This window comes from Cupriavidus sp. LA-1, assembly GCF_055385985.1.
Genome location: NZ_AP031387.1, coordinates 41,029 through 58,443 on the forward strand (window position 1 = coordinate 41,029; position 17,415 = coordinate 58,443).

The following is a 17,415-nucleotide window of genomic DNA, read 5'->3' on the forward strand; positions in this document are numbered from 1 at the left end:
GCACAAAGAGAGATACGTCATGGCAAAGATGCAAGCAAAAGTCCAGCAGGACGAACGCGACGACGGCCTCCGCGAGAAGATGATCTCGGTCAACCGCGTCACCAAGGTGGTGAAGGGCGGCCGGATTCTCGGTTTCGCTGCGCTGACCGTGGTTGGTGACGGCGATGGCCGCATCGGCATGGGCAAGGGCAAGGCCAAGGAAGTGCCCGTCGCCGTTCAGAAGGCAATGGACGAAGCCCGTCGCAAGATGGTCAAGGTCTCGCTGAAGAACGGCACGCTGCAACACGAAGTCGTTGGCAAGCACGGCGCCGCCAAGGTGCTGATGATGCCCGCCAAGGAAGGTACCGGCGTCATCGCCGGCGGCCCGATGCGCGCGATTTTCGAAGTGATGGGCGTCACCAACGTGGTGACCAAGTCGCACGGCTCCACCAACCCGTACAACATGGTTCGCGCCACGCTGGACGGCCTTCAGAAGATGAGCACGCCGGGCGAAATCGCCGCCAAGCGTGGCAAGTCGGTCGAAGACATCCTGGGTTAAGGTGAACGCAATGTCGCAGAAAACCGTAAAAGTGCAACTCGTGCGCAGCCTGATCGGCACGCGCGAGGATCATCGCGCCACCGTTCGTGGCCTGGGCCTGCGCCGCATCAACTCGGTGTCGGAGCTGCAGGACACGCCCGCCGTGCGCGGCATGATCAACAAGGTCTCGTACCTGGTCAAGGTTCTGGCCTGATACCGGGAACTCGGAGAGCAAGATGCAACTGAACAACCTGAAACCGGCCGCCGGTTCGAAGCACGCCAAGCGTCGCGTCGGCCGCGGTATCGGCTCCGGCCTGGGCAAGACTGCCGGTCGCGGTCACAAGGGTCAGAAGTCGCGTTCGGGCGGCTTCCACAAGGTGGGCTTCGAAGGCGGCCAGATGCCGCTGTATCGTCGCCTGCCCAAGCGCGGCTTCACCTCGCTGACCAAGGCGTTCAACGCCGAAGTCACGCTGCGTGACATCGAGCGTCTGGAAGCGGCCGAAGTCGACCTGCTGGTCCTGAAGCAGGCTGGCCTGGTCGGCGACCTGGTCAAGAGCGCCAAGGTCATCAAGGCCGGCGAGCTGACCCGCAAGGTGACGATCAAGGGTCTGGGCGCCACCGCTGGCGCCAAGGCCGCGATCGAAGCCGCCGGCGGCCAGATCGCAGCCTGACAGGCATTTATCGCAGCATAGGCAGTCATAGTCGGAGCATCGTTTGGCCACGGCGAAACCCAATGCAAGCGCGCAAGCCAGGAACACGGCGAAGTACGGCGACCTCAAGCGCCGGCTGATGTTCCTGGTGCTGGCCCTGATCGTGTACCGCATCGGCGCTCATATTCCGGTGCCCGGTATCGATCCGGAGCAGCTTGCGAAGCTTTTCCAGAAGCAGTCGGGTGGCATCCTCGGGATGTTCAACCTGTTCTCGGGCGGGGCGCTGTCGCGCTTTACCGTCTTCGCGCTCGGCATCATGCCGTACATCTCGGCGTCGATCATCATGCAATTGCTGACGATCGTGCTGCCGCAGCTGGAGTCGCTGAAGAAGGAAGGGCAGGCAGGGCAACGCAAGATCACGCAGTACACGCGCTACGGCACCGTGGTCCTGGCCACGTTCCAGGCGCTGTCGATTGCGGTGGCGCTGGAGTCGCAGCCTGGGCTGGTGCTGGATCCGGGCCTGATGTTCCGGGCCACGGCGGTGATTACGCTGGTGACAGGCACGATGTTCCTGATGTGGCTGGGTGAGCAGATCACCGAGCGTGGTCTGGGCAACGGCATCTCGATCATCATCTTCGGCGGTATCGCGGCGGGCCTGCCCAACGCGATCGGCGGACTGTTCGAACTGGTCCGCACGGGTTCCATGAGCATCATCGCGGCGATCTTCATCGTGGCGATCGTGGCCGGTGTGACCTTCGCCGTGGTGTTTGTCGAGCGGGGCCAGCGCAAGATCCTGGTGAACTATGCCAAGCGTCAGGTCGGCAACAAGGTGTACGGCGGTCAGTCGTCGCACCTGCCGCTGAAGCTGAACATGGCAGGGGTGATTCCGCCGATCTTCGCATCGTCGATCATCCTGTTCCCGGCGACGATCGCGGGCTGGTTCACGTCCCAGTCGACGGGTGCGGTTGGCAGGTTCGTCAAGGACCTGGCGGCCACGCTGTCGCCGGGCCAGCCGGTCTACATCCTGCTGTACGCTGCTGCGATTGTATTTTTCTGCTTCTTCTATACGGCCCTGGTGTACAACAGCCGTGAAGTGGCAGACAACCTGAAGAAAAGCGGTGCCTTCATTCCGGGCATTCGTCCGGGCGAGCAGACGACGCGCTATATCGACAAGATTCTGGTGCGCCTGACGCTGGCTGGTGCGATCTACATCACACTGGTCTGCCTGTTGCCGGAATTCCTGGTGCTGCGGTGGAACGTTCCGTTCTACTTTGGCGGAACCTCGCTGCTGATCATCGTGGTCGTCACGATGGACTTCATGGCTCAGGTTCAGTCTTACGTGATGTCGCAGCAATATGAGTCGCTGCTGAAGAAGGCGAATTTCAAGGGCAATCTGACCTTGCGCTGACTTCGGATCGGTACAGGCTAGGTATGGCAAAAGACGACGTCATCCAGATGCAGGGGGAGGTCCTGGAAAACCTGCCCAATGCGACGTTCCGGGTCAAGCTGGAAAATGGCCATGTAGTACTGGGCCATATCTCCGGCAAGATGCGAATGAACTACATCCGGATTCTTCCGGGTGACAAGGTGACGGTCGAGCTGACCCCATATGATCTGTCGCGCGCACGAATCGTCTTCCGGACGAAGTGAGCGAACAGGAATTGAAGGAAGAGGAAAATTATGAAAGTGCTGGCTTCTGTTAAGCGCATTTGCCGCAACTGCAAAATCATCAAGCGCAACGGTGTCGTGCGCGTGATCTGCTCGTCGGATCCCCGCCACAAGCAACGCCAAGGCTAATCGGAAAGAGGATTGACGAATGGCACGTATCGCAGGGGTTAACATCCCGAACCACAAGCACACCGAAATCGGCCTGACCGCCATTTACGGTGTTGGCCGCTCGCGCGCTCGCAAGATTTGCGAGGCCACCGGTGTACCGTTTGACAAGAAGGTCAAGGATCTGACCGACGCCGACCTGGAAAAGCTTCGTGACGAAGTGGGCAAGGTCACGGTCGAGGGTGACCTGCGTCGTGAAACCACGATGAACATCAAGCGTCTGATGGACCTTGGTTGCTATCGTGGCATGCGTCACCGCAAGGGCCTGCCGATGCGCGGCCAGCGTACGCGCACCAATGCCCGTACCCGCAAGGGTCCGCGCAAGGCCGGCGTGGCTCTGAAGAAGTAAAGCCGAAGGCAGAGGAAGAAACTAATGGCAAAAGGTCCGAATAACGCCGCTCGCGCGCGTAAAAAGGTCAAGAAGAACGTTGCCGACGGCATTGCGCACGTCCACGCCTCGTTCAACAACACCATCATCACGATCACCGACCGTCAGGGCAACGCCCTGTCGTGGGCGACCGCCGGTGGCCAGGGCTTCAAGGGTTCGCGCAAGTCGACCCCGTTCGCTGCCCAGGTTGCTGCCGAGAACGCCGGCCGCGTGGCGCAAGACCAGGGTATCAAGAACCTGGAAGTGCGCATCAAGGGCCCCGGCCCGGGTCGTGAATCGGCTGTCCGCGCACTGAACGCGCTGGGCATCAAGATCGCGATCATCGAAGACGTCACGCCGATTCCGCACAACGGCTGCCGTCCGCCGAAGCGCCGCCGCATCTGAGCGTTGGTGTGTCCGGACCCGGTAGGTTTACCTGCCGGTTTCGGATATGGTAGTATCGCGCGTTGACCTGCTGCATTTTAATGCGGCAGGTTTTCGTTTTGCGTCGAGGGAATGTCTCTTAAGGCATATTCCCATGCCGGCGCACTGGTAAATGCTTGCAGCGTCGTACCCGGCCATACGTGGCAAGGGGGCACGCTTAATAAGCCCACCGTCCGTCACGGTCTCCCGGGTGCGACATCGCACCGCGGAAGTACTGCGTTGACGGACTCGCGGCGCGTCCTGAAGGCGCCGCGATCGATCAAAGGAAGACAACGTGGCACGTTATACCGGCCCGAAGGCCAAACTTTCCCGCCGTGAAGGCACCGACCTGTTCCTGAAGAGCGCACGCCGCTCGCTGGCCGACAAGTGCAAGCTGGACAGCAAGCCCGGCCAGCACGGCCGTACCTCGGGTGCCCGCACCTCCGACTACGGCAACCAGCTGCGTGAAAAGCAGAAGGTCAAGCGCATCTACGGCGTGCTCGAGCGCCAGTTCCGCCGCTACTTCGCCGAAGCCGACCGCCGCAAGGGCAACACCGGCGAAAACCTGCTGCAACTGCTGGAATCGCGCCTGGACAACGTCGTGTACCGCATGGGCTTTGGCTCGACCCGCGCTGAAGCGCGCCAGCTGGTGTCGCACAAGGCGATCCTGGTGAACGGCCAGACCCTGAACGTGCCGTCGGCCCAGATCAAGTCTGGCGACGTCGTCACCATCCGCGAGCAGTCGAAGAAGCAAGTCCGTATCGCCGAAGCGCTGTCGCTGGCCGAGCAGTCGGGCTTCCCGACCTGGGTGGCCGTGGATTCGAAGAAATTCGAAGGCACCTTCAAGCAAGTGCCGGATCGCGCCGATATCTCGGGTGACATCAACGAAAGCCTGATCGTCGAACTGTACTCGCGTTAATCACGCGAACGGAACGGCCAGAGCTTGCGTTCGCCGCAAAGCTTCTCTTTCAGCCCGACGCGCTGTACGCGCGGTCGGGCTTCGCCCATCTCGCGATGGGATTTTCAGGTTCCAAACGTCAGCCTTATCGGTGTAACGAGCCGAGGGTATTGAAAAGGACAACCTAATGCAAACAGCACTCCTCAAGCCAAAAATCATCGCCGTCGAGCCTCTGGGCGACCATCACGCCAAAGTCGTGATGGAGCCGTTCGAGCGCGGCTACGGCCATACGCTCGGTAACGCCCTGCGTCGCGTGCTGCTGTCGTCGATGGTCGGTTATGCGCCGACCGAAGTCACGATCGCTGGGGTGGTCCACGAGTATTCCACCATCGACGGCGTGCAGGAAGACGTCGTCAACCTGCTGCTCAACCTGAAGGGCGTCGTGTTCAAGCTGCACAACCGCGACGAAGTCACGGTGTCGCTGCGCAAGGATGGCGAAGGCGTGGTCACGGCTGCCGATATCGAGCTGCCGCACGACGTCGAGATCATCAACCCGAACCACGTCATCGCCCACCTGTCTGCCGGCGGCAAGCTGGACATGCAGATCAAGGTCGAGCAAGGCCGCGGCTACGTGCCGGGCAACGTGCGCAAGTTCGGCGACGAGTCGGGCAAGGTCATCGGCCGCATCGTGCTGGACGCTTCGTTCTCGCCGGTGCGCCGCGTGTCGTACGCGGTTGAGTCCGCTCGCGTGGAACAGCGTACCGACCTGGACAAGCTGGTGATGAACATCGAAACCGACGGCGTGATCTCGCCCGAGGAAGCGATCCGCCAGTCGGCCCGCATCCTGGTCGACCAGCTGTCCGTGTTCGCCGCCCTGGAAGGCACCGAGTCGGCAGCGGAAGCGGCATCGAGCCGCACGCCGCAGATCGATCCGATCCTGCTGCGCCCGGTCGACGACCTGGAGCTGACGGTGCGTTCGGCCAACTGCCTGAAGGCCGAAAACATCTACTACATCGGCGACCTGATCCAGCGTACCGAGAACGAACTGCTCAAGACCCCGAACCTGGGTCGCAAGTCGCTCAACGAGATCAAGGAAGTCCTCGCCTCGCGTGGCCTGACCCTCGGCATGAAGCTCGAGAACTGGCCGCCCGCAGGTCTGGAGAAGTAATGGTGGCGCGGGACATCCGTCCCGCGCCGCGGTAACCGCCCCGGCCCCGGCCGGGGCATGTATGACTACCGGCCCGCGTCCAGCCGCATCGGACGATAGAAGAGCTGGTCAAACACTTAACTGAAAGGAATCATCATGCGTCACCGTCATGGTCTGCGGAAACTGAACCGCACCTCGTCGCACCGTCTCGCGATGCTGCGCAACATGTCCAACTCGCTGTTCCAGCACGAACTGATCAAGACCACCGTGCCCAAGGCCAAGGAACTGCGCAAGGTTGTCGAGCCGCTGATCACGCTGGCCAAGAAGGACACCGTTGCCAACCGCCGCCTGGCTTTCGCCCGCCTGCGCGACCGCGACATGGTCACCAAGCTGTTCACCGAACTGGGCCCGCGCTACGCCACCCGTCCGGGCGGCTACACCCGCATCCTGAAGTTCGGTTTCCGTCAGGGCGACAATGCGCCGATGGCGCTGGTCGAACTGGTGGATCGTCCGGAAATCACCGAAGCCCCGGCCGAAGAAGCCGCGGAATAAGGTAGTTTCCCGCCCGCCGCCGCGGCGACGGGTCCGGGCACACCGCTTACAATCGAGCCAGGCATTTGCCTGGCTCTTTTGTTTTTGCGGCCACGGCCGCTGCCTGGCGCAAGGAGAGTGTCGATGCAACGCCATACAGACCCGGACGAGGTGATCGTCGTCATCACCAATACGCCCGATGCGCAGACCGCGGCGCGCCTGTCCCAGGCCGTGCTGCAGGCGCGTGCCGCCGCCTGCGTGAACCGTTTGGCGCCGGTCGAATCCGAATACTGGTGGCAGGGCAATCTCGAGCAGGCACAGGAGTGGCCGCTGCTGATCAAGACCACACGCGCACGCTACGCTGCGCTGGAGGCCGTGATCCGGCAACATCACCCCTACGACGTACCGGAGCTCATTGCCTGGCCCGTGACGGCGGGTTACCCGCCTTACCTGGCGTGGGTCCGCAGCGAGACCGCGAGCCCCGCAGGGCCGGCAGAATAGGGCTGCGGCGTCCCCGGCGCAGCAGCAGGTACGGCGGCCCCCACAATTCAAGACAGACAGGAACCAGTTTCATGAACATCGGTTTGGCACTTCCGGAGCGCGCGCGCGGGCAGGTTTGGGCGCGGCATATTGCCGCAGTGCTGCTGGCGGCGCTGGCCTGGCTGTGCCTGGCGGGCGGCGCGCGCGCCGCCACCGAGGACGACTTCCTGCCGCCGGAGCAGGCCTACCGCTTTGCCGCCAGCCAGCTCGACGACAAGACCATCGAGGTGCGCTTCGAGGTTGCCCCCGGTTACTACATGTACCGCGAGCGCTTCCACTTTTCCGCACAGCCCGCCGACGTGAAGCTGGGCACACCGGTGTACCCGCACGGCAAGGTCAAGTTCGACGAGACCTTCAGCAAGGAGATGGAGACCTACCGCGACAGCGTGGTCATCCGCGTGCCGGTGGAGGCGGCGCCGGCCGACGGCAAGTGGTCGCTGACGGTCACTTCGCAGGGCTGCGCCGACAAGGGCCTGTGCTATCCGCCGATGGAGAGCGTGTACAAGGTCGGCGGCAGCGGCCTGGCCGACCTGTTCGGCAAGCGCGCTCACCCGGATGCGCCCGCGGCGTCGCCGGCTCCGGAGCCCGCCTCCCCCGGCGCTGCGGCGGTACTGCGCGCCGACGACAGCGACCGCATCGCCGGCGCGCTGGCCAGCCGCAACCTGGGGCTGATTGCCGCGCTGTTCTTCGGCCTGGGCCTGCTGCTGACCTTTACCCCCTGCGTGCTGCCGATGGTGCCGATCCTGTCGTCGATCGTGGTGGGCGAGCACGTCACCCGCGGCCGCGCGCTGGTGGTGTCGCTGGCCTATGTGCTGGGCATGGCGGTGGTGTACACCGGGGTCGGCGTGGCCGCGGGGCTGCTGGGTGAGGGCCTGTCGGCCGCGCTGCAGACGCCGTGGGTGCTGGGCGCGTTTGCAGCGCTGATGGTGGCGCTGTCGCTGTCGATGTTCGGGCTGTACGAGCTGCAGCTGCCGCAGCGCTGGCAGACCCGCCTGACCGAATCGTCCAACCGCCGCCAGGGCGGCCAGGTGGCAGGCGCGGCGGCGATGGGCGCGATCTCGGCGCTGATCGTCGGACCGTGCGTCACCGCGCCGCTGGCCGGCGCGCTGGCCTATATCGCGCAGTCCCGCGATGCCGTGATCGGCGGCGCGGCGCTGTTCGCGATGGCGCTCGGCATGGGCGTGCCGCTGGTGCTGGTGGGCGTGGGCGCGGGCAACCTGCTGCCGCGCGCGGGGCGCTGGATGGAGGTCACCAAGCGCTTCTTCGGCTTCCTGCTGCTGGGCGTGGCGCTGTGGATGCTGGCGCCGGTGCTGCCGGCCTGGGCCACGATGCTGGCGCTTGCGGCGCTGCTGCTGGTGGCGGCGGTGTTCCTGGGCGCCTTCGACGGGCTGGGCCCGGATCCGCGCAACCTGGCGCGTGTCGGCAAGGGCGTGGGCGTGCTGTTTGCGATTGCCGCGGCGATCGTGCTGATCGGCGTGGCCTCGGGCGGGCGCGATCCGCTGCAGCCGCTGTCGCACCTGAGCGTGGCGCGCGGTGGCGCGCAAGCCGCGGCCGGCGCGCAGGCGGTGCGCTTCGAGCGCGTGCGCAGCGTGGCCGAGCTCGACGCCCGCGTGGCGCAGGCCGCGGCCGCGGGCAAGCCCGTACTGCTGGATTTCTATGCCGACTGGTGCGTCAGTTGCAAGGAAATGGAGCACATGACCTTCGTTGATCCGCGCGTGCGCGCGCGGCTGTCGGACATCGTGCTGCTGCAGGCGGACGTGACCGCCAACAATGCCGACGACAAGGCGCTGCTCAAGCGCTTCGGCCTGTTCGGGCCGCCCGGCATCATCCTGTTCGGTGCCGACGGGCGCGAGCGCCCGGTGCGGGTGATCGGCTACCAGTCGGCCAACCGCTTCCTGGAAAGCCTGGAGCGCGCCTTCGGCGCGCGCACGCGTACCTGAGGCGTACCCAGCCCTGCGCTAGCGCTCCAGCTGCCGCGCCAGCCCCCATAGCGCGGCCAATACCACCACCACGGCCCCCATCAGGCCGATCGACCACCAGAACCCCTGTGGCTCGCGCAGCCAGGGCATGCGGTCGAAGTTCATGCCGAACACCCCGGTGATCAGCGTCAGCGGCATGAACAGCGCCGTGATCAGCGTCAGCGCGCGCATGGTGCGGTTGGTCCGGTGCGCCACCGCCGAGAAGTGGATCTGCACTGCGGATTCGATCGAATCCTCCAGCCGGCGCGCATGCGCGAGCACGCGCTGGATATGCTCCATCACGTCGTTGATGCGCACCAGCAGCAGCTCGTCGCGCCCCGGTGCATCGGCCGCGTCGCCGGGCTGGTCGCTGCTGTAGCGGTTGTCGAGCAGGCTGTCGCGGAATTCCTGCAGGGCGTCGCGTTGTTCCTCGCTCAGGTGTTCCAGCTTGCGCAGCTGGATGCGCGCATCGAGCAGGCCTTCCCAGCTTGAGAAGCTGCGGCGCGAATTGAGCAGCGCGCGCTGCCAGCGGTCGAGCTGGCGCGTCAACGGCGCGCGCAGTTCCAGGTAGCGGTCGACCATCGCATTGAGCAGGCGCAGCATCAGGTCCTCGGGCCGGCTTGGCGGGCGCACGCCGTGCAGCAGCGCCTGGCCGTTGCCGCGCGCGGGGGCGGCCTGCGGGCGTGGCCCCTGGCACAGCTCCAGCAGGCGCTGGCGTACCTGGTCGACCGTGCGCGACGGCCCGGAGCGCACCGTGACCAGCACGGTATCGAAGACGAAGAACGTGACCGGCTGCGTGTCGATCTTTGCCAGCGCGGGCAGGAAGCCGGGCGGATGGCGCCTGGGGCGGGCGGCGGTGTCGGCAGCAGGCGCTTTCACCGTGCCTGCCGTGGCCTCCTGCGGCTCGGCCTCGGCGATGGCGCGGCTGGTCTCGAAGGTCAGCTTGCGGAAAATCACCATGTCGTACGCATTGGTCGTATCGAAATACGACGGATGCGCGGCGTTGGTGGCGTCGGTCAGGTGCAGGTCCAGGACCGGCGCGCCGGCAAGCTGGCGCACGCTCTCGCGCCAGGCATCCGGCGCGGCGGTGACTTCCTCTGTGGAGAAGTCCGCCCAGACGAACAGCGATGCGGCATTGCCGCTGAGGAAGCTGCCCGCCTCGGTGAGCGAGGCAAGCGGGTGCACCTGGCTGGCCGAGAAGCCGAGCAGTTCCATAGGCCCTTGTCCGTTAGCCGCTCAGGCCTTCAGCAGCCGCGCGGCGTCGCGTGCGAAATACGTCAGGATGCCGTCGGCGCCGGCGCGGCGGAATGCCAGCAGCGATTCCATCATCACCTTGTCGTGGTCCAGCCAGCCGTTCTGCGCGGCGGCCTTTAGCATCGCGTACTCGCCGCTGACCTGGTAGACGTAGGTCGGGAAGCGGAACTCGTCCTTGACGCGGCGCAGGATGTCCAGGTACGGCATGCCGGGCTTGACCATCACCATGTCGGCACCCTCCAGGATGTCCTGCGCCACTTCGCGCAGGGCCTCGTCGGTATTGGCCGGGTCCATCTGGTAGGTCATCTTGTTGCCCTTGCCCAGGTTCGCGGCCGAGCCCACCGCGTCGCGGAAGGGGCCGTAGAACGCCGACGCATACTTGGCCGAGTACGCCATGATGCGGGTATGGATATGGCCGTTGTCTTCCAGCGCGGTGCGCACCGCGCCGATGCGGCCATCCATCATGTCGGACGGGGCGACGATGTCGACACCGGCTTCGGCCTGTGCCAGCGCCTGGCGCACCAGGATTTCCACCGTCACATCGTTGATGACGTAGCCATTGTCGTCGAGCACGCCGTCCTGGCCGTGGCTGGTGTACGGATCGAGCGCCACGTCGCACAGCACGCCAAGCTCTGGGAAGCGGTCCTTGAGCGCGCGCACGGCGCGCGGCACCAGGCCTTCGGGATTGGTGGCCTCGATGCCGTCCGGGGTCTTCAGCGACGGGTCGATCACCGGGAACAGCGCGAGCACGGGGATGCCCAGCTTGACGCAATCTTCGGCCACCGGCATCAGCAGGTCGACCGACACGCGCTCGACGCCCGGCATCGACGCCACCGCCTGGCGCTGGTTCTGGCCGTCGAGGATGAAGACGGGATAGATCAGGTTGTCCGGGGACAGGCGATGCTCGCGCATCATGCGGCGGGAGAAATCATCGCGGCGCATGCGGCGCGGGCGGTATTCGGGGAAGGTGGACATGGCGGGCTTTTTGACTGAAGAACTGGGCAGAAAGCAGACCGGCAAGCACGGCGCGCGCAGCGTCGTGCGTCTGGCCGAAGAAAAACTAAACTTTTGAGCGTGCCCGCTATCATACTCGCGGACACTTTGCGTTGCGCCCTGCGTGGCGCGGTGTCCCCCGCTACTCCTCCCTGAGCGGGTACCCGCCCCAGCGGCGGGAAAGTTTGTCCCCGTTGCTTGCAGCGGGGCTTTTTTTTGTGCGCTGGGCCGGGGCCTACTCAGCCGGATCGGCAGCGGGCGGCTCCGCTTTCTCAGGGGCGGCCTTCTGTTCGGCCTTCTGCGCTTCCGGCAGGTTCAGCCAGCCGGCGATCACGCCCTGCGCCTCTTCGATGCCGCGGCGCTTCAGGCTGGAGAACAGCTGTGCCGTCATCGGTACCGGCGTTTCCATCTGCTCGGCGTAGCCCTGCAACATCTTGCGCGTCTCGCGCAGCGCCTTGGCGTTGTCGCTGTTGGTCAGCTTGTCGGCCTTGGTCAGCAGCACGTGGATGGGCCGGCCCGTCGGCAGGAACCACTCCACCATCTGGCAATCGAGATCCGTGAACGGCCGGCGCGCATCCATCATCAGGATCAGGCCCGACAGCTGCTGGCGCGTCTGCACATAGTCGCTCAGCAGGCCCTGCCAGTGGTACTTGGCCGAGCCCGAGACCTCGGCATAGCCGTAGCCGGGCAGGTCGACCAGGAAGGCGAGCGGGTCGGGTGCCTTGACCGGCGCCACCGAGAAATAGTTGATGTGCTGTGTGCGCCCGGGAGTGCGCGACGAGAACGCCAGCCGCTTCTGGTTGCACAGGATGTTGATGGCCGTGGACTTGCCGGCGTTGGAGCGCCCGGCGAACGCCACCTCAGGCACGGCCGTGGCGGGCAGGTCGCGCAGGTGGTTCACGGTGATGAAGAAGCGGGCCTGGTGAAGAAGGGACATGCGCAAGAGCGGTGGGGCGGGCCGCGGAGGCAGCGCGCAGTGCGCGTGCCGGGGCCGGGGTCTCGCCAGGGTGGGATGGCTGGCGGCCTGGGCCGCCCGCCGGGGTTGATCTGGCGCAGCCCGGTGGGGGCATGACAAGGCGCAAGGCATCAATCCGGCACATAACTTATTGTACAATACGACGGTTTACGGTCTCCTGAACGGGTGACGCGTGGCATCCACGGCCGCGTGCCCCGGCTGCCGTCGTCCGGGCGGGAAGCCTAGTGTGTCGTTCCATCGTGGGCAAGGCCTTGCCCCGCATTGCGCGTTGCACCTGAGGGTGCTGCGGCGGCGGGAGCGGGCTGGCGGGGTCTGCCGCCACGGCCAGCATTATGCGGATCGGTCAGCCGCACGCGGGTCGCCACGATACCAGCCTTTTGCACCGGCGCGTCCTCACCGCCGGCAAAGCGCCGGGCCGGCACGCATCACGGTATCCAAAACAATTCAGAGAAGGTGTGCGAATGAACCGCATTGCGAAGATTCTGGGTGTCCTGGCTCTGGCTGTTCCTGCCGCCGCCCTTTCCGGACTGGCATCTGCCGCAGAGCAGGCCGCCGCAAAGGCTGATCCGGCCAAGGGTGAAACGCTGTTCACGCAAGGTGCCCCCGATCGCAATGTGCCCGCCTGCCTGAGCTGCCATGGCGCCGCCGGCAACAGTGCCGCCGCCGCCAACCCGAAGCTGGCCGCACAGCATCCTGAATACATCCACAAGCAGCTGGCCGACTTCAAGTCCAAGGCACGCAACAACGCCATCATGATGCCGATGGCCTCGGTGCTGACCGACGAGGAAATGCGCAACGTCGGCGCCTACCTGGCCAAGCAGTCGCTCAAGCCGGCCACCGCCAAGAACAAGGACACCATCGAAGCCGGCCAGAAGATCTACCGCGGCGGCATTGCGGCCAAGGGCGTACCGGCCTGTGCCGCCTGCCACGGTCCCACCGGCGCCGGCATTCCGGCCCAGTACCCGCGTATTGGCGGACAATGGGCGGACTATACCGAGGCACAACTGGTGGCATTCCGCCAGGGCACCCGCAAGAACAACCCGGTCATGACGACCATCGCCGCCAAGATGTCGGATGCCGAGATCAAGGCGGTGGCGGATTACGTCGCCGGGGTTCGCTGACGATCCGGGATTCCGCGACACCGCTGGCGCCGTCAGGCGCCGGCGCATCGGTTAGGTGGCCTCCGCCCCGGCGGACGTGCCGCGGCATGCAACCGAACGCGCTTGTCACAATCGAAAAGGGTGGCCTGCTTGCCAAAGCATGTCCACCCTTTATTCATTTCTAAGCTGCACGTTGTTTTAGGTTTCACTGCACATGTCGACCGCTTCCACTTCGGGGCTGCACCTGAAGACCTCTCACCGCATGCTGCGCGACGCGGTCGAATTGTTGTCCTCGATGCGCTTCGCGATCACGCTGCTGACGGTGATCGCCATCGCCAGCGTGATCGGCACCGTGCTCAAGCAGAACGAGCCGTATCCCAACTACGTCAACCAGTTCGGGCCGTTCTGGGCCGACGTGTTCCACACGCTGTCGCTGCAGAAGGTCTATGGTTCCTGGTGGTTCCTGCTGATCCTGGCCTTCCTGGTGGTGTCGACCAGCCTGTGCCTGGTGCGCAACGCGCCGAAGATGGTGGCGGACATGCGCTCGTGGAAGGACCATGTGCGCGAGCGCAGCCTGCGCGCCTTCCATCATCGCGGGGAGTTCGACGGCGCGCGCCCGCGCACCGAGGCGGTGAGCCGCCTGTCGGCGCTGCTGCGCAACCGCGGCTACCGGCTCAAGGCAGTCGAGCATGACGGCGCCACGCTACTGGCCGCCAAGGCCGGCGCCGCCAACAAGGCCGGCTATATCCTGGCGCACACCGCCATCGTGGTGATCTGCATCGGCGGCCTGCTCGACGGCGACATGCTGATCCGCGCGCAGATGTGGCTGGGCGGCAAGACCCCGCTCAGCGGCAACGCGGTCATCAGCGAAATCCCGCCCGAGCACCGGCTGTCGACGAGCAACCCGGGCTTCCGCGGCAACGCCTACGTGCCCGAGGGCTCCACCGTTTCCACGGCCATCCTGAATATCTCCGACGGCGCGCTGGTGCAGGACCTGCCGTTCGCGCTCACGCTCAAGAAGTTCAAGGTCGATTTCTACGAGACCGGCATGCCCAAGCTGTTTGCCTCGGATGTGATCGTGACCGATCGCGCCACCGGCAAGCAGACCGAGGCCACCATCAAGGTGAACGAGCCGCTGATCGTCGACGGCATCGCCATCTACCAGTCCAGCTTCGAGGATGGCGGCTCGCGCCTGAAGTTCGTCGGCTATCCGATGCAGGGCAGCGGCCACGCCACCTTCACCATTGACGGCGCGGTGGGCGGGAACAAGCCGCTGGCGGGCACCGGCACCGGCGCGGACAGCGAACAGCTGACGGTCGAGTTCAGCGATTTCCGGCTGATGAATATCGAGAGCGTCACCGATGCCTCGGGCAAGCCCGACGCGCGCGGCGTGGCACGCAAGTCCTTCAACGAGACGCTGGAAAAGCACCTGGGCGCCGCGGCCAGCACCGACCGCGCCAAGACGCTGCGCAATGTCGGTCCGTCGGTGCAGTACAAGCTGCGCGACCGCACCGGCCAGGCGCGCGAGTACAACAACTACATGGTGCCGGTGCAGATGGATGGCCAGTCGGTGTTCCTGGCCGGCATGCGCGAGTCGCCCAGCGAGCCGTTCCGCTACCTGCGCATTCCGGCCGACGACCAGGGCAGCGTGGCCGACTGGATGCGCCTGCGCGCCGCACTGCAGGACCGCGCGCTGCGCGGCGAGGCCGCGCGCCGCTTTGCGCTGGCATCGATGCCCGGCGATGACAAGGCCGAGCTGCGCCGCCAGCTGGCGGAGAGTTCGCTGCGCGCGCTCGACCTCTTTGCCGGCGCCACCCGGCCCAGGCCGGATTCGCCGCCGGGCGGCTTCACCGCGATCGCGGCCTTCCTGGAAAAGTCCGTGCCCCCGGCCGAACAGCAGAAGGCCGCCGACGTGCTGCTGAAGATCCTGAACGGCTCGATGTGGGAGCTGTGGCAACTGGCGCGCGCGCAGGACAAGCTGCCGGTGGTGGCCAACAGTGCGCAGAGCGGCACCTTCCTGCAGCAGGCCATCAACGCGCTGTCGGATAGTTTCTTCTACGGCGCACCGGTGTTCCTGCAGCTCGACGACTTCAAGGAAATCAAGGCCAGCGTGTTCCAGCTGACCCGTGCGCCGGGCAAGAACATCGTGTATCTTGGCTGTCTGCTGCTGGTGCTGGGCGTGTTCTCGATGTTCTATATTCGCGAGCGCCGGGTCTGGATCTGGGTGAAGGACAAGCTCGCCGTGGGCGACACCGGGCCAGGCAGCCATGTGCTGATGGCGATGTCGACCCAGCGTCGCACCATGGATTTCGAAAAGGAATTCACGGCGTTGCGCGACGATATCGGCCGCGCCGCAGGGGGCCGCGCCGAAGTGCCCGAATCCGCCGGCTCCTCCGGTCCCTCCGGCACCACACACTGAATTGAGCAGGTACGCTATGTCCTCAAATGTGAACCAGGCCAACCCCGCCATGCGCGGCGCCGCGCGCGCCGATACCGGTGGCGCTGACGAGGCCTATCTCGAACCCTCCTTCCTGCGCCGCCTGACCTGGGTGGACTGGCTGTTCGCACTGGCGCTGGCCGTCGGCGCGGGCGTGGCGCTGTCGCGGTACGGGCAGTGGATGAACGGCTACGACAAGGCCGTGCTGATCGCCGCCGTGCCCACCTTTGCGCTGCTCGGCTGGCACTGGAAGGCGGTGCGCCTCCTGATGCCGGCGCTGGCGGTGCTGTCGCTGTTCGCGATCCAGCTCTACCACGGGCAGCTGGCGCGCGCGGACCAGGCCTTTTTCCTCAAGTATTTCCTGTCGAGCCAGTCGGCCATCCTGTGGATGAGCGCGCTGGTGTATCTGTCCACGCTGTTCTACTGGGTCGGGCTGGCAACGCGCTCGGGCACTGGCTACAGCATCGGCAGCAAAATGTGCTGGGCCGCGGTGGTGCTGGGCTTCACCGGCCTGCTGGTGCGCTGGTACGAGTCCTACCTGATCGGGACCGACATCGGCCATATCCCCATCTCGAACCTGTATGAAGTGTTCGTGCTGTTCACGCTGATCACTTCGCTGTTCTACCTGTACTACGAAGGCCGCTACGCCACGCGCACGCTGGGCCCGTTCGTGATGCTGGTAGTGTCGGCCGCGGTCGGCTTCCTGCTGTGGTACACGGTCAGCCGCAATGCGCAGGAGATCCAGCCGCTGGTGCCGGCGCTGCAAAGCTGGTGGATGAAGATCCATGTGCCGGCCAACTTTATCGGCTACGGTACCTTCTCGCTGGCGGCGATGGTGTCGGTGGCCTACCTGCTCAAGCAGCACGGCATCCTGGCCGAGCGCCTGCCTTCGCTTGAGCTGCTCGACGACGTGATGTACAAGGCGATCGCGGTCGGCTTTGCCTTTTTCACCATCGCCACCATCCTGGGCGCGCTGTGGGCCGCCGAGGCCTGGGGCGGCTACTGGAGCTGGGACCCGAAGGAAACCTGGGCGCTGATCGTCTGGCTGAACTACGCGGCCTGGCTGCATATGCGCCTGATGAAGGGCCTGCGCGGCACCGTGGCGGCCTGGTGGGCGCTGGTCGGCCTGCTGGTGACGACCTTCGCGTTCCTGGGCGTCAACATGTTCCTGTCGGGCCTGCATAGCTACGGCGAACTGTGACCGTTCCCATGTTGCGGTGCAAAAACCTGCCTTCGGGCAGGTTTTTTTATCTTTTTTGCAACGTGACGGAATATAGGCATCACATCCGGTGTTTACTGGAGGAGCGGTGCCGGCTGGCGGCACCGGCACGCATGGAGAAAAAGATCATGGCAAGTCTGCGTCCTACCTCTGCTGCATCCCTCGTTCGTCCCGCCGCGCTCGCGCTCGGCTGTGCGGCCGTCCTGCTCGCCGGCTGCGCCGGCATGAGCGGCGGCACCGCCGGCAACATGCCGCCCACGGTGAAGGTGGCCGACGGCGTGCTGACCGATCCGCAGGGCCTGACGCTGTACACCTTCGACCGCGACACCGCCGGCAGCGGCAAGAGCGCGTGCAACGGAGCCTGCGCCAACAACTGGCCGCCGCTGATGGCCGCGCCGGGCACCAGTGCCTCGGGCCAGTACACCATCATCACGCGCGACGACGGCGCCAGGCAGTGGGCGTACCGCGGCATGCCGCTGTACCGCTTCGGCAAGGATGCCAAGCCGGGCGACCGTGGCGGCGACAACATCAACAACGTCTGGCACGCCGCCAAGCCCTGACGCGCCAATAGC

The 17,415-nt window shown here is 65.4% G+C and carries 20 protein-coding genes; 17 read left to right on the top strand and 3 right to left on the bottom strand.

Features of this window, described 5'->3' with window-relative positions:
• Positions 1–19 precede the first annotated feature (19 nt).
• The 13 genes from rpsE to dsbD all read left to right on the top strand — a co-directional run bounded on the left by rpsE (position 20) and on the right by dsbD (position 8,846).
• The gene (gene rpsE / locus ACZ5MJ_RS00235; RefSeq protein ID WP_006160449.1) at positions 20–538 is read left to right on the top strand and encodes a 30S ribosomal protein S5; all 519 of its coding nucleotides are present in this window, start codon (positions 20–22) and stop codon (positions 536–538) included.
• Positions 539–548: 10 nt separating this feature from the next.
• Positions 549–731: a 50S ribosomal protein L30 gene (gene rpmD / locus ACZ5MJ_RS00240; RefSeq protein ID WP_010812381.1), complete on the top strand. Its 183-nt coding sequence runs from the start codon at positions 549–551 to the stop codon at positions 729–731.
• A gap of 22 nt (positions 732–753) precedes the next feature.
• A complete protein-coding gene (gene rplO, locus ACZ5MJ_RS00245) occupies positions 754–1,188 on the top strand; it encodes a 50S ribosomal protein L15 (RefSeq protein WP_078198151.1) in 435 nt (144 codons plus the stop codon).
• A 43-nt stretch (positions 1,189–1,231) separates the two neighbouring features.
• Positions 1,232–2,575 carry a preprotein translocase subunit SecY gene (gene secY / locus ACZ5MJ_RS00250; RefSeq protein WP_464221529.1) on the top strand — a complete coding sequence of 448 codons (1,344 nt, stop codon included), beginning with the start codon at positions 1,232–1,234 and terminating at the stop codon, positions 2,573–2,575.
• 23 nt (positions 2,576–2,598) lie between these two features.
• Positions 2,599–2,817: a translation initiation factor IF-1 gene (gene infA / locus ACZ5MJ_RS00255; RefSeq protein WP_010812378.1), complete on the top strand. Its 219-nt coding sequence runs from the start codon at positions 2,599–2,601 to the stop codon at positions 2,815–2,817.
• 30 nt (positions 2,818–2,847) lie between these two features.
• On the top strand, positions 2,848–2,964 hold the full coding sequence (gene rpmJ / locus ACZ5MJ_RS00260) for a 50S ribosomal protein L36 (protein ID WP_008642959.1): 117 nt from the start codon (positions 2,848–2,850) through the stop codon (positions 2,962–2,964).
• Positions 2,965–2,983: 19 nt separating this feature from the next.
• Positions 2,984–3,349 (top strand): 30S ribosomal protein S13, encoded by a 366-nt coding sequence (gene rpsM / locus ACZ5MJ_RS00265; RefSeq protein ID WP_010812377.1) that lies wholly within the window; start codon positions 2,984–2,986, stop codon positions 3,347–3,349.
• A 24-nt stretch (positions 3,350–3,373) separates the two neighbouring features.
• Positions 3,374–3,772: a 30S ribosomal protein S11 gene (gene rpsK, locus ACZ5MJ_RS00270; protein ID WP_010812376.1), complete on the top strand. Its 399-nt coding sequence runs from the start codon at positions 3,374–3,376 to the stop codon at positions 3,770–3,772.
• A gap of 313 nt (positions 3,773–4,085) precedes the next feature.
• The gene (gene rpsD / locus ACZ5MJ_RS00275; RefSeq protein ID WP_010812375.1) at positions 4,086–4,709 is read left to right on the top strand and encodes a 30S ribosomal protein S4; all 624 of its coding nucleotides are present in this window, start codon (positions 4,086–4,088) and stop codon (positions 4,707–4,709) included.
• 166 nt (positions 4,710–4,875) lie between these two features.
• Positions 4,876–5,856, top strand: coding sequence for a DNA-directed RNA polymerase subunit alpha (locus tag ACZ5MJ_RS00280; protein ID WP_010812374.1), 981 nt, complete (start codon positions 4,876–4,878; stop codon positions 5,854–5,856).
• 135 nt (positions 5,857–5,991) lie between these two features.
• A complete protein-coding gene (rplQ, locus tag ACZ5MJ_RS00285) occupies positions 5,992–6,387 on the top strand; it encodes a 50S ribosomal protein L17 (protein WP_010812373.1) in 396 nt (131 codons plus the stop codon).
• A gap of 123 nt (positions 6,388–6,510) precedes the next feature.
• Positions 6,511–6,867: a divalent-cation tolerance protein CutA gene (gene cutA, locus ACZ5MJ_RS00290; RefSeq protein WP_464221537.1), complete on the top strand. Its 357-nt coding sequence runs from the start codon at positions 6,511–6,513 to the stop codon at positions 6,865–6,867.
• A gap of 71 nt (positions 6,868–6,938) precedes the next feature.
• Positions 6,939–8,846, top strand: a complete 1,908-nt coding sequence (dsbD, locus tag ACZ5MJ_RS00295) for a protein-disulfide reductase DsbD (protein ID WP_464221538.1) — start codon at positions 6,939–6,941, stop codon at positions 8,844–8,846.
• A gap of 18 nt (positions 8,847–8,864) precedes the next feature.
• Here the strand turns inward: dsbD and ACZ5MJ_RS00300 are convergent, their stop codons facing one another.
• The 3 genes from ACZ5MJ_RS00300 to yihA form a co-directional block, all read right to left on the bottom strand.
• Positions 8,865–10,079 (bottom strand): magnesium transporter CorA family protein, encoded by a 1,215-nt coding sequence (locus tag ACZ5MJ_RS00300; RefSeq protein WP_464221540.1) that lies wholly within the window; start codon positions 10,077–10,079, stop codon positions 8,865–8,867.
• A gap of 21 nt (positions 10,080–10,100) precedes the next feature.
• Positions 10,101–11,093, bottom strand: coding sequence for a porphobilinogen synthase (hemB, locus tag ACZ5MJ_RS00305; protein ID WP_464221542.1), 993 nt, complete (start codon positions 11,091–11,093; stop codon positions 10,101–10,103).
• 253 nt (positions 11,094–11,346) lie between these two features.
• Positions 11,347–12,048: a ribosome biogenesis GTP-binding protein YihA/YsxC gene (gene yihA, locus ACZ5MJ_RS00310; RefSeq protein ID WP_464221544.1), complete on the bottom strand. Its 702-nt coding sequence runs from the start codon at positions 12,046–12,048 to the stop codon at positions 11,347–11,349.
• A gap of 500 nt (positions 12,049–12,548) precedes the next feature.
• Between yihA and ACZ5MJ_RS00315 the strand changes: the two genes are divergently transcribed.
• The 4 genes from ACZ5MJ_RS00315 (at position 12,549) to ACZ5MJ_RS00330 (ending at position 17,403) form a co-directional block, all read left to right on the top strand.
• The gene (locus tag ACZ5MJ_RS00315) at positions 12,549–13,208 is read left to right on the top strand and encodes a c-type cytochrome (protein WP_464221546.1); all 660 of its coding nucleotides are present in this window, start codon (positions 12,549–12,551) and stop codon (positions 13,206–13,208) included.
• Between the two features lie 193 nt (positions 13,209–13,401).
• Positions 13,402–15,606, top strand: coding sequence for a cytochrome c biogenesis protein ResB (locus ACZ5MJ_RS00320; protein ID WP_464221547.1), 2,205 nt, complete (start codon positions 13,402–13,404; stop codon positions 15,604–15,606).
• Between the two features lie 16 nt (positions 15,607–15,622).
• Positions 15,623–16,825, top strand: coding sequence for a c-type cytochrome biogenesis protein CcsB (gene ccsB, locus ACZ5MJ_RS00325; RefSeq protein WP_464221549.1), 1,203 nt, complete (start codon positions 15,623–15,625; stop codon positions 16,823–16,825).
• A gap of 146 nt (positions 16,826–16,971) precedes the next feature.
• The gene (locus ACZ5MJ_RS00330; protein ID WP_464221551.1) at positions 16,972–17,403 is read left to right on the top strand and encodes a COG4315 family predicted lipoprotein; all 432 of its coding nucleotides are present in this window, start codon (positions 16,972–16,974) and stop codon (positions 17,401–17,403) included.
• Positions 17,404–17,415 lie beyond the last annotated feature (12 nt).

Excerpts from the sequence above, each read along its gene's own strand:
- rpsE (WP_006160449.1), top strand. The coding sequence starts at position 20 with ATGGCAAAGATGCAAGCAAAAGTCCAGCAGGACGAACGCGACGACGGC.
- rpmD (WP_010812381.1), top strand. The coding sequence starts at position 549 with ATGTCGCAGAAAACCGTAAAAGTGCAACTCGTGCGCAGCCTGATCGGC.
- rplO (WP_078198151.1), top strand. The coding sequence starts at position 754 with ATGCAACTGAACAACCTGAAACCGGCCGCCGGTTCGAAGCACGCCAAG.
- infA (WP_010812378.1), top strand. The coding sequence starts at position 2,599 with ATGGCAAAAGACGACGTCATCCAGATGCAGGGGGAGGTCCTGGAAAAC.
- rpmJ (WP_008642959.1), top strand. The coding sequence starts at position 2,848 with ATGAAAGTGCTGGCTTCTGTTAAGCGCATTTGCCGCAACTGCAAAATC.
- rpsM (WP_010812377.1), top strand. The coding sequence starts at position 2,984 with ATGGCACGTATCGCAGGGGTTAACATCCCGAACCACAAGCACACCGAA.
- rpsK (WP_010812376.1), top strand. The coding sequence starts at position 3,374 with ATGGCAAAAGGTCCGAATAACGCCGCTCGCGCGCGTAAAAAGGTCAAG.
- ACZ5MJ_RS00280 (WP_010812374.1), top strand. The coding sequence starts at position 4,876 with ATGCAAACAGCACTCCTCAAGCCAAAAATCATCGCCGTCGAGCCTCTG.
- rplQ (WP_010812373.1), top strand. The coding sequence starts at position 5,992 with ATGCGTCACCGTCATGGTCTGCGGAAACTGAACCGCACCTCGTCGCAC.
- cutA (WP_464221537.1), top strand. The coding sequence starts at position 6,511 with ATGCAACGCCATACAGACCCGGACGAGGTGATCGTCGTCATCACCAAT.
- dsbD (WP_464221538.1), top strand. The coding sequence starts at position 6,939 with ATGAACATCGGTTTGGCACTTCCGGAGCGCGCGCGCGGGCAGGTTTGG.
- ACZ5MJ_RS00300 (WP_464221540.1), bottom strand. The coding sequence starts at position 10,079 with ATGGAACTGCTCGGCTTCTCGGCCAGCCAGGTGCACCCGCTTGCCTCG.
- hemB (WP_464221542.1), bottom strand. The coding sequence starts at position 11,093 with ATGTCCACCTTCCCCGAATACCGCCCGCGCCGCATGCGCCGCGATGAT.
- yihA (WP_464221544.1), bottom strand. The coding sequence starts at position 12,048 with ATGTCCCTTCTTCACCAGGCCCGCTTCTTCATCACCGTGAACCACCTG.
- ACZ5MJ_RS00315 (WP_464221546.1), top strand. The coding sequence starts at position 12,549 with ATGAACCGCATTGCGAAGATTCTGGGTGTCCTGGCTCTGGCTGTTCCT.
- ACZ5MJ_RS00320 (WP_464221547.1), top strand. The coding sequence starts at position 13,402 with ATGTCGACCGCTTCCACTTCGGGGCTGCACCTGAAGACCTCTCACCGC.
- ccsB (WP_464221549.1), top strand. The coding sequence starts at position 15,623 with ATGTCCTCAAATGTGAACCAGGCCAACCCCGCCATGCGCGGCGCCGCG.
- ACZ5MJ_RS00330 (WP_464221551.1), top strand. The coding sequence starts at position 16,972 with ATGGCAAGTCTGCGTCCTACCTCTGCTGCATCCCTCGTTCGTCCCGCC.